The following is a 12,239-nucleotide window of genomic DNA, read 5'->3' as shown; positions in this document are numbered from 1 at the left end:
GTACACCGCCCGAGACCGTACGTCCCCCCTTCCGGAACTGGAGAACCCCATGCGACTCACCGTGTTCGGCGCCACCGGCAACGTCGGCAGCCGCGTCATCGCCGAGGCCCTCGCCCGCGGCCACCAGGTCACCGCCGTCCTCCGCGACCCCGCCAGGCCGCACAGCCTGCCCAAAGCCGCCACCATCGCCACCGGCGACGCCCGCACCGCCGAGGACGTCACCCGGCTCGCCACCGGCCAGGACGTGGTGATCAGCGCCACCCGCCCGGCCCCCGGCAGCGAGGGCGAACTCGCCACCGCCACCAAGGGCCTGCTGGCCGGCCTGGCCGGAACGGGCGTGCGCCTGCTGCTCGTCGGCGGCGCCGGCAGCCTCACCCTGCCGGGCGGCGACGGCGCCACCGTCGTCGACGACCCCGACTTCCCGCCCTCCTGGCTGCCCATCGCCCAGGCCTGCGGCGAGCAACTCGCCCTCTGCCGCGCCGACACCGCGGTCGACTGGGCCTACCTCAGCCCCGCCGCCCTCCTCTCCCCGGGCGAGCGCACCGGCCGCTACCGCCTCGGCCGGGACGAACTGCTGGTCGACGCCGCGGGCACCTCCGCCATCTCCATGGAGGACCTAGCCGTCGCCCTGCTCGACGAGGCCGAGCAGGGCGCCCACCACCGCACACGCTTCACCGTCGCGTACTGAGGCGGGCGGCCCGGCCGCCGAACGGTCCGGTCGTCGGCAGAGCGTGCATCGCCGCCGGCGGGAGGACCGGGTTCCTGTCACACCGTGAACATCTGGAGGTTTCGTGAAATCGTGCAGTGCAACGGCTGCTGCCGTGGCGTCGGCGGACAGGTTCACCCGGTCCGGTGAGACGGGGCCGGGTGAGACGGCGTCCGGTGAGCTGATGCTCGTCGCGCCCGGCACGGAACACCTGGCCGGCTTCCGTGCCGAGATCACGAACCTGGGACTGGGGCCCGTGCAGGTGTCGACGTTCGCCTTCTCGCGGGTCCGGTCACACCACACCCCGGTCCGTGTCCCACGGGGCGGTCCCGAGCAGTACCAGCTGGTGCTGACGACGAAACGCGCCCTGCGGGTGCCCCGGTCCGGCCAAGGGACGGTGATCGCGTGGGACACGTTATGGACGGACACCTCACGTGCTGTGGAGAGCCACGGCAGCTGCGACGGCGGGGAAGTCCGGGCGATCGTGCTGCAGATACCCCGGTCCGTCCTGCCACTGCGGCCGAACAGGGTGGACCGCCTCCTCGCACAGCCCATCCCCGTGACCGGAGGAACAGGAGCGATACTCGCCGATTTCCTAGGCGCACTCGTCGCGCACGGTCCGGACTGCCAGGCCGAGGAGACCATCCGCCTGGGATCCATTGCCGTCGACCTGGCCGCCGCTTGCCTGGCCCAGCACCTCGGAGCCCTGGGCGAGGCACCGGCCGAGGCCCGCGCCCAGGCCATGCGGCAGCGGATCACCGGCTTCATCGAGCACAACCTCGGCGACCCGGACCTCACGCCCCTGGCCATCGCCGACCGGCACAACATCTCCCTACGCGGCCTCTACGCACTCTTCGAGGGGCAACCCCTCAGCGTCGCGGCCTCCATCCGCCGACGCCGGCTCGAACGCTGCCACGCCGACCTCGCACGCCAAGAGCTGAGGAACCACCCCGTCCAAGCGATCGCGGGCCGCTGGGGCTTCTCCAACGCCACCGCCTTCAGCCGCGCCTTCCGCGAGGCGTACGGCCTCACCCCGACCGATCACCGCGAGAACGCCCTCCGGCCCAAACTGCATGCAGCGTCAGGAGACCCTGCACGGCACGCACACCAGAGCATGCCGATCGAGCCTAGATTTCACAGCGCTGGAGACAACAGGCCGACGTAAGCGCCGGTCAGGGGTGAGAAGTTGACGGCCTGCCGCCGGACCGGGCGGCCAGGGCACGGTCGTACCCCTTCACGCCGCGCCGCCGTCGCCGTCCACCGGAAGAAGAAGAGGAACAGTCCGTGACCATCCGCCTCAAGCTCGCCGCCGTTCTCGCGGCTGTCGCCGCCACCACCACGCTCGGCACCCTCGCCGCCCCGGCGAACGCCGCCTCCCCCGTCCAGGCCGCCGCCGGCCGCCACGGCTACAACCCGCAGGCACCGCTCGGATCGTTCGACAACCCGGTCATCACCGGCGGCAACCAGCAGCTCGCCGTTCTCACCCCGGCGCAGCGCACGGCCATGGACCAGGCGAAGATCACGCTCGCCGCCGACGCCAAGAGCCGCGAGGAGGGCACCCAGCTCAACACCGGGATGCAAGCCACCACCCAGAACAACTGCGTCATCGGCGTGTACTGGTCCCAGTGCGACAGCGCCGGCTGGGGCTGGTGGACCCTCGCCACCACCCTGGACAAGAACCACCACGAGTGGGCGACGCAGCAGGGCTACGCCCCCAGCAACAACTTCGACACCTATATGGACCGGTCCTACGACGGCGGCAGCACCTGGGACGGCATCATCAGCACGGTGGTGAACAGCTCCGCCTGGGGCGAGAACATCTACGACGGCCCCGGCAACTGGGTCCGAGCCTGCATCTACAACATGGACACCCACATCGTCGCCTGCGACGCATGGCACTGACCGGCAGCACGCCACGCTCCTGAGCGAACACCACTGATCCGCAGAACCCCTCACCCCGGTCCGGCCTGGGGTGAGGGGTCTCGACCGTCCCCCGAGACCCGGTATCGGCAACCCGGACACGGCGAACGCGGCCGCGCAGACGCCAGCCGAACCGGCCCACCCCGCGATGACGGGTGCGACCCGGAGCCGTAGCGGACACCATCGAGGCCAACACGACCGAGGTCACCGCCCGGTCGGGCATCCAGGAGCACTCCACCTGGCAGCACGTCGACGCGGCCGCGCCCACCGCCGCGATCGAGCGAGAGCACGACGAATTCGCATGAACGTCTCCTTGGGTGGTCTCTCGATTTCGGGCGACCTTCCGGCCGGGGGAACCACCTGTGTCTCGCGGTTCCCGTCCCGTCGCCCTCGGGATCCATCCTGACGGTGCCGGTGGACGTGGTCCTCGTTTCACCCGTTGCTGACACCTGTGGTGAGGCCCACTTGAAGCAGCTGTGCACGACCAGAGACGATGGGGCCCGGGAAGGCGGGCGTCCGAACAGAGCCCGGAGTCGCAGGTCAACCACCTGATCTGGGGTATTCGAGGCTTCTGCCGTGGTCAACTTCCTCTTGGGGACTCCTGACCACGGCCTGGCCCATTCCGTGACCACGAAGCCCCAGAAGTAGGGGAAATCGCTGACCGTTCACGCCTCAGAAACTGAGCCGTTGATGCTCAGCAGGGTGTGGCCGAGATGGGTCAGCGTATGAAGGGCTGTCGTCCGCTGCCGGGTTGTGGCGGTCAGTCCGGCATTACGCAGGGTGGTGGCGTGCTCGCTGGCGCTGGCCGGCGATATGCCGGCTCGCTGTGCCAGCTGCGTCGTCGTGCATGCGGGATGGTCGGCTATGACGCCTAGCACGATCGCCCTGCTACGGCCGAGGAGCGCGATCAGAGCCGGCGGTACCGGGGCACCGCCTCGGCGGACATCGGCGGGGGCGGCCCACAGGGCAGCCGCATCGACCGGGCTGTGCAGTGCCTGGTAGGCCATCACGACCGTGTCGGCCTGAGGGCTGGCGAACAGCTGGGGAACCGGCCCGCAGAACACCGACGGAGCCAGAACGAACGAGCGGCCCGACAGGTGGAAGTCGACTTCCGGGTGGACCAGCGGCCGATAACTGGGGATCTCCAGCACCGGTGGGTTCCACACGGCCATCGGGCGCAGGCTGTCCAGCAGCGCCCCCACCCCACCCTGCGCCACGAGCCGGCCCCGCCGCGCCACCTCCCCCTGAAGGTGCTGGTCGATACGCGGCCAGTAGGGGGCCACCGCCACGCGGTGGCAGTGCCGCAGGACGACGCCCAGCCGTCGCACCGCCTGCGGGGCTGCATCCACCACCTCGGCCAGCCACGGCGCCGGACACCCAGCCGTGCGCGGCTTGACGGAGAACTCCGCGCGCAGCCGCAGGGCCGGCGCACTGATCAGCCGCTCTACCCCCTCGTCCACACAGCCCACCGCGCCCACCAGGGTGAACAGGTCCACCATCCCCCCGCAGGCAGCCCCGCTGAGGAACCGCGCCGCCTCCCTCCCCTCGGCACTGATCCGCGGACCGGTCCGCGCACGCCACCCGCCGAACAGCACCGCACTGTCACGCCGCTGCACCGTCCGCAGGCTCAGCTGCGTCTCCGCGAGCGGCCCCAACACCATGACCCGCACCCGTACCAGGTCCTCGGCAGTGAAGTGAACCCGTAGCACAACATCCTCCTCACCCGCGCCCGCGCCCGCGGATGAGCCTTCCGGCCGCACTCGTTTCGGGGCAGGCCAAAACGAGCCGAATCCCCGGTCTGTCATCGGCACACGCACTCGGGCTACCGGCGCAGCGCCGCCGGGTCGATGTCGAGGGGGGAACGGCTCGTTCAGGTCGGTGGCCTAGCCGACCTGAACGAGCCGGTCGACGTAGAGGCCGCGCTCGAGGTGTCCGAGGTGGAGGCGCGGGGCGGGTTCGAGTTCGAGGCGCCAGTAGTGCGGGATGCCGGCCGCGGCGGCGGCGACGACCAGGTCCGGGATCAGCAGGCCGTCGGGCACGATAATCTTGACGGCCCCAAGCACCTCGAACGGGGAGAACATCATCGACAGCGCAACGCGGACCGGTGGCCAGGACCTGGGCTTGGGGAAGAGGTAGCCATGCTCATCGCATCCTTCGACACCTTCGGCCTGGTCGCCCAGTTCGACCCCGCGACTGGCGAGACAGGTACCGAGCGGACCGCCGGCCCCTCGGACGCGCCCCACGGTCACTACGGCGAGCTCGCCGGCACAACCCTTGTGCTCTACCGTCAGGCCGAAGGACTCCGACTTCGGGTGGGTGAGGAAGTCATCCCGCTCGACGGATCCGTTGGCATCCAGCACCATGTCGTCGGATCCGACTGTGTCCTGACCGTCGGCCAGTACATCGAGGTACGCTACCCGGTTCCGCAAGAGTGGTCCGGTCTGACGGACGACCTGACACCGTTCACCGAAGCCGAGGACTTCGACCTCGGCCTCTTCACAGCAAACGTGGTTCGTGACCCGGAACGGTCAGCACAGATCTACCGCTGATCCGTGCAGCGAGCACCGGGCTGGCGGCCCATCCTCTCCGGGGGTAGGCCGCCAGCCCGGTCGCCTTCACTCGGAGCTGGGGTCAGGCGTTCAACCCACTTCTCCATCACGTCGGGCTTGCCAGGGCGCAGCGCAGCGAGGGCGGCTCGGCGGGGTCGGAGAGGAAGACGTGCAGCGGGGCTGGCGGCTGCTGGTCGGTCACTGGTTGCCGTCGGCGGCGCGTGCCCGGGCGAAGGCCTCGCTGGCCGGGGTCCACATTTGCTCACCGATCGGGGCGGCGAGGGTGGTGCCGGCCTCGGCGGTAGGCGGGGCGGTCGGCACAGGGGCCGGGTCGGTCGTTGGCCGGACGGGTGCGGCCGGCTCGGTGTCGAAGTGCCAGGGCGCCTGGCCAACATGGATGTCGATGGCGCGGACGGTGTCGGGGCGGGTGGCGTTGAGGTTGCCGAGGATCTGGCGCTGTTCGAGGCGCAGCTGGGTGGCCCAGGCCGGGGTGTCGGCGAGGACGCGCAGGGTGCGGGTGTCGGGGTCGAAGCCGGCCGAAGCCCGGTGGGCGACGTTCTCGGTGCCAGCGGTTGCGGGTGCTGCCACGACACCGCCGGGACCAGCCCCCCGTATCCTCCTGGGCTGGGCGCTGCCGAAGCAGGCGGACCGAACGAGAAAGGCATCCTGTGACCGACCCTTACCAGCGTGCGTTCGACCTACTCCTTGAGGCGCAACGCGCCCTGACCGAAGTCATCGACCAGGTCTCGCCGCACGATCGACAGGCGCTTGGCCTGCCCTCTTTCGCAGAGGGAGGTTTCCCGGGCGGGGCACGTGTGGAAGCGGCCCTGTACGCGACAATCTCGGCCCGGCACCTGGTCGGCTCGGCGATGGGAGCCGAGCTTCCCGGACAGCCGATCCTCCAGCGCACCCAGAAGTTCCTCGCTATTGCTGGCGGGTACGTAGCGCTTGCCTCGGAGATCGAGTTGCAGGAGCGACACGCTGATCGGGGCGAGGATGCCTGAGAGGGTCAACGGCCCTTCGCGAGCTCCTGCCTGTGTCCGTTAACAGGCCTCTGCGGCCAGCCTGTCCGCCTGTTGGCGGGTCAGTCGCCAGACCTGATCCTCGCCGGTCTCGGCCGGGGCGAGGCGCTCAGCGGGGCGACGAAGGCGTTCGGTGAAGCCGAGTCGGGCCGGGACAGCACCGCTGGCCCGGTTGGCTGGATCGTGGACGACCTCGACGTAGTCGACGCCGGGGAGGCGGAAGGCCTGGTCGACCAGGGCGCGCGCGGCCCGGGTGGCCACGCCGCGGCCGGTGGCTGCCGGGTGCAGCCAGTAGCCGATCTCGCGGCCGTTGCCCGGGCAGTCGTCACGTTGGAACAGCTGACAGGCACCGACGATGGCCCTGCTCAGCACGATCGCGTAGGTGAATCCCCGGCCGCTCTCCCAAGCCTCCTGGCGGCCGGCCAGGAAATCTGCGGTCTTGGCCAGGCTGTGCTCGGCAACCCACGGCATCCACGGGCGCAGGTGCTCCAACGACTCCTCGATGACCTCGAACAACTCCGGAAGGTCCGCCTCGCGGTCGAAGCGGCGAAGTGTCACATCACCCAGTTCCATCACTTGCTGTGGAAAGTCCATACACGGAGGATCGTCCCCGATCGCCGTCAGTGGCAACGGGGTTTCGAGCTCCGAGGTCCAACGGCAATGGCGCCCTGCGACGTACAGTCCACTGGGCCCGTGGCCGTGTACCGAGCCTGGCACTTTCACGCGAACGCCGACAGCAGCCGCCGCCCAGACAGGCTGCGCGGTTGCCCAGGCCTGCCCATTCTTGGGCAGACCGACCGCACGGCCCCCTGCTCCACCGCGCTCGCCGGTCTCCGGCAGCCACAACTCTGCACCGCGCCGGTGCGTGGCCGAACCCCGCCCCGACGCCGTCACCGCGCCCGCGCCCGCCGGCCGGTCGGTCTCAGGGGTGGTGCGTCGTCGGTACCCACGACGCACCGCCCCTGAGGTCAGATCGCCGGCGGAGCAGGTGTCCTGCCGGGCGATGCGATGTCAGCTGGCCTGTTCAGCTTGCGTCGCGCCCCTGGGTCAGCTTGTGGTCGAACTGCCAGAACATGGTGGCGGTGCCGGTACCGACCTTCACCCACGTGGGCTTGCTGCCCGGAACGCAGCGAGGGCCGGGCAGCTTCCCTGTCCAGAACACCGTGCCGCGCTTCTCGTAGACGTCGAAGCGGTATTCCTTGTACACCTCCCCGACGCGCAGTGTGTAGTGCGCCTTCTTCGGCAGAGGCGCCGTGAAGGAGAAGCTGCGGCTGCGGCTCTCGGTGACGTCGAAGCCGACCGCGGCGCTGATCACTCCGTCGGACAGGCCGAAGGTGCTGCTGACCTTGTGGGAGATCTCTGCCCTGTCCTCGACCTTCAGCTCGCCCGGGCCCCACGCCGAGTCCAGGTAGCCGGCTTTGTCGGGCCAGCTCTTGACGGTCCTGACGAACTTCACGTTCCTGACCTCCCTGCCCAGGGAGCAGGGCTCGCCCGCCTTGCTCTTGGCGGCCGCGGGCTGCACCGCCGCATCGGCCGGCGGCCCGGCGTGTTCGGCCGCACCCGGCCCGGTGACGGGCGCGGTGGTCGCGGTCTGGGACGTGGCCGTGGCCGACGTCGGCGGGCGGTGGGGATCGCCGGACAGCGCCGAGGCCCCGGCGAGCGCCGTGCCGCCGATGGCGAGCGCGGTGGCCGTGGCGATCAGGGCTCTGATGGTGGTGCGTTTCGCGTTCATGGACGTGGTGCCTTCCTGGAATGTCATCGGATGGAGATGCGGGACGGGGGTGCGGGTCCGGGACGGACGGACCCGCACCGCAGGTGAAAGAGGGGTCGCCCGAGCCGGAACTGTCCGGGCAGGTCAGCGGGTGTCCGGCAGCGTCCGGTCGTGGGACGGCGGTGCGTCCTGCCTGATGCCGCACCGCCGGGCGGACGGGCGGCGGCAGGGGCCGCGGGGGCGGTCAGCTGGTGCGGACGGTGGCCTTCAGCAGCTGGTGGTCGCTGAGCTGGGTGATGGCGCTGGAGGAGTCGACGGCCGCGCCCTCGAGCTTCCAGCCGCGGTCGGAGAAGAACAGGTAGTCCAGCTTGTGGTTCCCCCACGCGAAGCCGTCGTGGGTGTCCCGGTTGCGCTGGTCCCCCTCGAAGTTCCCCCCGTCGTACAGGGCCTTGAGGTAGGTGCGGTCGCTGTCCTCGGCCAGGTTCAGATCGCCGCCCAGGATCGTGCGCCAGCCCTTGGCCTGCCAGGTCCGCCCCAACGCGCCGTAGCGCTCCGCGCAGGCCTGACGGGAGTCGTACTCCCCGCCGGTCTTCTTGTCGTCGTCCTTGTTGGGGAAGTGCGAGGAGCAGGCCATGAGCTTGTACGTGGCATCGCGCAGGCACGCGGCGCCCTGGGTGGGCCGGCCGCTGCGGTCAGCGCCCCCCGGTACGCCCGTGAACGTCTCGTCCGCGTCCGTGATCCGGGAACCCGGCAGCCGCTTGAGCGCCACCAGCACGCCGGCTTCCTGCTTCCCCGCGCCCGGCACGGTGCACTGGTGGATCTCCCCCGCCGCGCCGCCCATCACGGGGGCGGGGCGGAAATTGACGGCCCAGCCACTGCCGAGCCGGGTTTGCAAAGCGTCGGCGTGCGCGCCCTTGCACACCTCCTGCAGCATGATCACCATCAGGGACGGGTCGGCATTGGCGCGGTTCACGACGACGTCGAGTTCCCGGGGGGCCTGGTTCTCCTTCCCGCACGCGGAGGAGGACGCCCCGCAGACGTTCCACGTCAGCGCGTTGACCTTGCCCGGCAGCTTCGCGGCCGCGCTCCTGGCGCCCACGGGCGTGAGCGACAGGTCCGCGCCCGCGGGCTGCACGGCTTCCGGCCCTGCCTCCGCCACCGGCAGGCTCGAGCCCGCCGAGGGTCCGGCGTGCGAGCCGGAGGCCACGGCCGATGCGGCCAGGACCGCCGCGGCCGCCAGCAGCGCGCCCGCGCGCCGTGGGGTGAAGGGAATACGCATGAAGCACTCTCCTTGGATCTGGCGGCCCATCGGGCCGCAGTAGGGTGATGGACTGGTAATTCGGTTGTTGATGGCCCGCCCGTTCCCGGGCGGCCCGGTCGCGCCGCCGGGCCAGTGGTGCCGCCCGGTGGTGCCGCCGGGCCCTGGTGCCGCCGGCGTCAGGCGGACCACGGGACCGTTGCCGGGATCGGCCGGACGAACGGAACCGCTGCCCCGGGGGCCCGATCGCGCGGCGCCGTCCCAGGTGCCGAGCGACCCGGCACCGCGCTGAGCAGGACCGGTGGACGGTGCCGCGGCTCTGGGACCTCACGTCGTCCACGCCTGGCTCGCCCCGCGTCGACACCGTGCTTGCCACGCCGACTCCCGTCAGGAGCGCGGACCGATATGGCGGTAGGCGACGACGCTCGACGCCGGTGCGAGCGGTGCGACGGTGACTGACTTGCCGCGGCCGGGGGCGTGGACGACCTTGCCGTCCCCGATGTAGAGCTGGACGTGGCCGCCGCCGTTGGTGATGACCAGGTCGCCGGGTACCAGGGCCTTGCGGGTGGTCGCCCTGCCCGCCGTGGCCATGTCCCACGTGGTGCGGGGAAGCCTCACCCCACCCGCCTGCCAGGCCCGCACGACCAGCCCCGAGCAGTCGAAGGACCGCGGCCCCACGGCGCCCCACGCGTACGGCTTGCCGAGCTGCGCGCGGGCGTAGGCCACCGCCGCCGCGGAACCCCGCGCCGTGTCCTTCCCGCGGGCCGCGTCCTTCGTCGCGCCGGTCCTCGGCTCGGCGACGGGCGCCTTGTCCTCCTGCGGCAGCTCCCGGACACCGAGGGCGCCCGGCTCCGTCGTGCCCGGCATCACCAGGGACCCGGGCAGACCTGAAGAGCCGGACAACCCGGACTCGACATCGATGCCCGGCTGGTTCCCGGCCGCGGCCAGCTGCAGACGAGCACCCGAGCCGCCGTCCGCGGCCGGCACCGCCGGCGCCACCCCAGCAGGCGAGGAGCCGGGCCCGGCCACCCGCTCCGGGACGCGCAGGGTGGCTCCGGCGTAGATCAGCGCCGAGCCGCCCAGGCCGTTCAGCTCCTGCAGCGCTCGTACCGTCGTGTGGTGACGCTCCGCCAGTTCGGACAGCGTGTCACCCCACCGCAGCACGACCTCCCTCGTCGCCACGGGAGCGGGAACGCCGGCGACAGGACCGGACGTCGGGTCGGGCTCCCCGGGGGCAACGGCAGCACCGGGCGCGGGTTCGCCGGCGGCGGGGCCACCCGGCGACACCGGGTCCGAGGAGAGCTCCGTCCCGCCGGACACGGCGGGCGACACCGCCACAGCCGTGCCCGTCCTGCCCCCGGCCATCCGGTGCAACCCCGCACCCGCCAGCACGGCGCACAGCACCACGAGCACGAGCGGCATCACACCCCGCCACACCCGCCTCCGTGCCACGGCCGCCCCGCCTCGCACCGGCCCGCCGTCCGCGTCCTCGCCCCCGCCGTCCGGGGCCGTCACCCCCGCGGCGCCGGGCACCGCATCCGTCGCGGCCCAAGCGGCCACACCGGCCGTACGTGCCGCCGCGCTCACCCGCAGGCCGGCCTCCGTGACCGGCCCCAGCCACACGCTCCGCTCGGGCACCGGGACCTGGCCCGCCGCCATACCCACGACCCGTACCCGGGGCAGCCGCTGCGTCTGCAGTGTCATCACGACCTCTCTCACCGGCCGCACCCGCGGCGGCCCGTGAGGAAGCCTTTTCGAGTGCCGGCATGTCCGGCCAGACCTTTCGGCGTCCGGGACAGTCTCGGCCTGTCCGGGCAGGTGAGACGGGGTCCGCGCGAGGTGCGCAGGGCCGACGGCCCACACGCCGCACCCCGTGTACCGCAGCTCGTGAACACCCCGTGTGAGGTGGCCGGACAGGCCCAGACTGTCCCGGACGCCTCACCTCATTGCCCCGCCCGTGACCCGCTGGGCAAGCTCACCGGGATCCGTGACCGCAGACGAGAAAAGGGGAACTGACATGCGACGGGGAACATGGCTCACCGCCGGTGCCGGCCGGCACCGTAAGACCACCAACAGGCGCCGCAGCCCCGGCCGGTGGCTCGGCGCCGGCCTGCTCCTGGGCGCCGCCCTCGCCATCCCCGCCCTCGCCGCCACCGGCAGCCAGGCCACCCCGGTCCAGGGCGCCCCCCGGGCCGTCCCCGCCCTGTTCCACACCACCCCGTCCCAGACCCCCACCCCCTCCCGGCCCGGCCCCAGCACCACCACGCCACCCCCCGCCTGCACCTGCCCCGGCACCACGGACGACACCGACAGCCCCCAGGAACCCGCCCCCGCCACCCCCACGCCGAACACCCCGCCCACCGAGCGGCCCAACCACGGCCGGCAGAGCGAAGACGACCCGTCCGACAGCAGCAACGACGACCAGACCGACACGCAGACACCCCAACAACCGCCCGCCGACGGCACCGACACCCCGCAGGACCCGCCCACCGACAACACCCCGGACAGCCAGGACGATCACCAGGTGCCCGAGAGCGGCGGCCAGGACAGCGAGGTCCAGGACAGCGAGGTCCAGGAGCCCAACACCGGTGACCAGCCCACACCCGGCGGCGGCTGCACCTGCCCCCAGGACACACCCACCGACAAACCCGCACCCGGCGACAAGGACGCCACCCCGAAGAAGGACAACCCCAAGGACAAGAAGTCGAAGAACACACCCCACAAGCCCAAGGGCAAGGACAAGGCGGACAAGCCGAAGGACACGTCCAAGGACAAAAGCAAGAAGAAGCCGAAGGACAAGGCCAAGAAGAAGGTGGAGGGAAAGCCGGAGGCCCGGGTGCCGGACAACTGCCCCGCCCAGAACGACCAGCCCGGGCAGGTCGAACCCCACAACCCGACCACCGACCGCAAGCCGTTCATCATCTGACGCACCCCATCTGGGGGACGCGTCGCCGGCGCTCGCCTCGCTGGCGGCGTCTCAGCACCGGGAGCGCTCCCTAGACAGCTTGGCGCTCAAGACCTCCCTGGTCACGTTCGCTGCTAGCTGTCACTGTGCATCCAACTCTTCCGGCTC

14 protein-coding genes are annotated in these 12,239 nt (G+C 71.5%); 7 read left to right on the top strand and 7 right to left on the bottom strand.

What is annotated here, in order from left to right:
* Positions 1–49: 49 nt before the first annotated feature.
* From ACZ3YO_RS17750 to ACZ3YO_RS17735, 4 genes are all read left to right on the top strand, one after another.
* Entirely contained in the window at positions 50–688 is a 639-nt protein-coding gene (locus ACZ3YO_RS17750) for an NAD(P)-dependent oxidoreductase (RefSeq protein ID WP_465570041.1), read from the top strand.
* A gap of 202 nt (positions 689–890) precedes the next feature.
* Positions 891–1,871 carry a helix-turn-helix domain-containing protein gene (locus tag ACZ3YO_RS17745; protein ID WP_465570040.1) on the top strand — a complete coding sequence of 327 codons (981 nt, stop codon included), beginning with the start codon at positions 891–893 and terminating at the stop codon, positions 1,869–1,871.
* 119 nt (positions 1,872–1,990) lie between these two features.
* The gene (locus ACZ3YO_RS17740) at positions 1,991–2,608 is read left to right on the top strand and encodes a hypothetical protein (RefSeq protein ID WP_465570038.1); all 618 of its coding nucleotides are present in this window, start codon (positions 1,991–1,993) and stop codon (positions 2,606–2,608) included.
* 173 nt (positions 2,609–2,781) lie between these two features.
* On the top strand, positions 2,782–2,931 hold the full coding sequence (locus ACZ3YO_RS17735; RefSeq protein ID WP_465570037.1) for a hypothetical protein: 150 nt from the start codon (positions 2,782–2,784) through the stop codon (positions 2,929–2,931).
* A 360-nt stretch (positions 2,932–3,291) separates the two neighbouring features.
* Here ACZ3YO_RS17735 and ACZ3YO_RS17730 read toward each other — a convergent pair whose 3' ends face one another.
* The gene (locus tag ACZ3YO_RS17730; protein ID WP_465570035.1) at positions 3,292–4,335 is read right to left on the bottom strand and encodes a winged helix-turn-helix domain-containing protein; all 1,044 of its coding nucleotides are present in this window, start codon (positions 4,333–4,335) and stop codon (positions 3,292–3,294) included.
* 174 nt (positions 4,336–4,509) lie between these two features.
* The gene (locus tag ACZ3YO_RS17725) at positions 4,510–4,710 is read right to left on the bottom strand and encodes a hypothetical protein (protein WP_465570033.1); all 201 of its coding nucleotides are present in this window, start codon (positions 4,708–4,710) and stop codon (positions 4,510–4,512) included.
* A gap of 54 nt (positions 4,711–4,764) precedes the next feature.
* Between ACZ3YO_RS17725 and ACZ3YO_RS17720 the strand changes: the two genes are divergently transcribed.
* On the top strand, positions 4,765–5,175 hold the full coding sequence (locus ACZ3YO_RS17720) for a hypothetical protein (protein WP_465570031.1): 411 nt from the start codon (positions 4,765–4,767) through the stop codon (positions 5,173–5,175).
* A 198-nt stretch (positions 5,176–5,373) separates the two neighbouring features.
* Here the strand turns inward: ACZ3YO_RS17720 and ACZ3YO_RS17715 are convergent, their stop codons facing one another.
* Positions 5,374–5,763: a DciA family protein gene (locus ACZ3YO_RS17715; protein WP_465570029.1), complete on the bottom strand. Its 390-nt coding sequence runs from the start codon at positions 5,761–5,763 to the stop codon at positions 5,374–5,376.
* 80 nt (positions 5,764–5,843) lie between these two features.
* On the opposite strand from ACZ3YO_RS17715, the gene ACZ3YO_RS17710 reads away from it, so the two are divergent.
* Entirely contained in the window at positions 5,844–6,179 is a 336-nt protein-coding gene (locus ACZ3YO_RS17710; protein ID WP_465570028.1) for a hypothetical protein, read from the top strand.
* A 39-nt stretch (positions 6,180–6,218) separates the two neighbouring features.
* Here the strand turns inward: ACZ3YO_RS17710 and ACZ3YO_RS17705 are convergent, their stop codons facing one another.
* From ACZ3YO_RS17705 to ACZ3YO_RS17690, 4 genes are all read right to left on the bottom strand, one after another.
* Positions 6,219–6,755, bottom strand: a complete 537-nt coding sequence (locus tag ACZ3YO_RS17705; RefSeq protein ID WP_465570026.1) for a GNAT family N-acetyltransferase — start codon at positions 6,753–6,755, stop codon at positions 6,219–6,221.
* A 466-nt stretch (positions 6,756–7,221) separates the two neighbouring features.
* Positions 7,222–7,929, bottom strand: a complete 708-nt coding sequence (locus tag ACZ3YO_RS17700; protein ID WP_465570025.1) for a hypothetical protein — start codon at positions 7,927–7,929, stop codon at positions 7,222–7,224.
* Between the two features lie 223 nt (positions 7,930–8,152).
* Positions 8,153–9,187 (bottom strand): endonuclease/exonuclease/phosphatase family protein, encoded by a 1,035-nt coding sequence (locus tag ACZ3YO_RS17695; RefSeq protein WP_465570023.1) that lies wholly within the window; start codon positions 9,185–9,187, stop codon positions 8,153–8,155.
* Positions 9,188–9,553: 366 nt separating this feature from the next.
* On the bottom strand, positions 9,554–10,870 hold the full coding sequence (locus tag ACZ3YO_RS17690; protein WP_465570022.1) for a C40 family peptidase: 1,317 nt from the start codon (positions 10,868–10,870) through the stop codon (positions 9,554–9,556).
* A 313-nt stretch (positions 10,871–11,183) separates the two neighbouring features.
* Between ACZ3YO_RS17690 and ACZ3YO_RS17685 the strand changes: the two genes are divergently transcribed.
* Positions 11,184–12,092, top strand: a complete 909-nt coding sequence (locus ACZ3YO_RS17685) for a hypothetical protein (protein WP_465570020.1) — start codon at positions 11,184–11,186, stop codon at positions 12,090–12,092.
* Positions 12,093–12,239: the final 147 nt, after the last annotated feature.

It is taken from the genome of Kitasatospora sp. NPDC022785 (assembly GCF_055561295.1).
The sequence above is the reverse complement of the archived record's forward strand: the minus strand, read 5'-3'. Positions and strand labels throughout refer to the sequence as shown.

Coding starts and splice junctions, on each gene's coding strand:
- ACZ3YO_RS17750 (WP_465570041.1), top strand. CDS start 50: ATGCGACTCACCGTGTTCGGCGCCACCGGCAACGTCGGCAGCCGCGTC.
- ACZ3YO_RS17725 (WP_465570033.1), bottom strand. CDS start 4,710: ATGATGTTCTCCCCGTTCGAGGTGCTTGGGGCCGTCAAGATTATCGTG.
- ACZ3YO_RS17700 (WP_465570025.1), bottom strand. CDS start 7,929: ATGAACGCGAAACGCACCACCATCAGAGCCCTGATCGCCACGGCCACC.
- ACZ3YO_RS17695 (WP_465570023.1), bottom strand. CDS start 9,187: ATGCGTATTCCCTTCACCCCACGGCGCGCGGGCGCGCTGCTGGCGGCC.
- ACZ3YO_RS17720 (WP_465570031.1), top strand. CDS start 4,765: ATGCTCATCGCATCCTTCGACACCTTCGGCCTGGTCGCCCAGTTCGAC.
- ACZ3YO_RS17690 (WP_465570022.1), bottom strand. CDS start 10,870: ATGACACTGCAGACGCAGCGGCTGCCCCGGGTACGGGTCGTGGGTATG.
- ACZ3YO_RS17745 (WP_465570040.1), top strand. CDS start 891: ATGCTCGTCGCGCCCGGCACGGAACACCTGGCCGGCTTCCGTGCCGAG.
- ACZ3YO_RS17685 (WP_465570020.1), top strand. CDS start 11,184: ATGCGACGGGGAACATGGCTCACCGCCGGTGCCGGCCGGCACCGTAAG.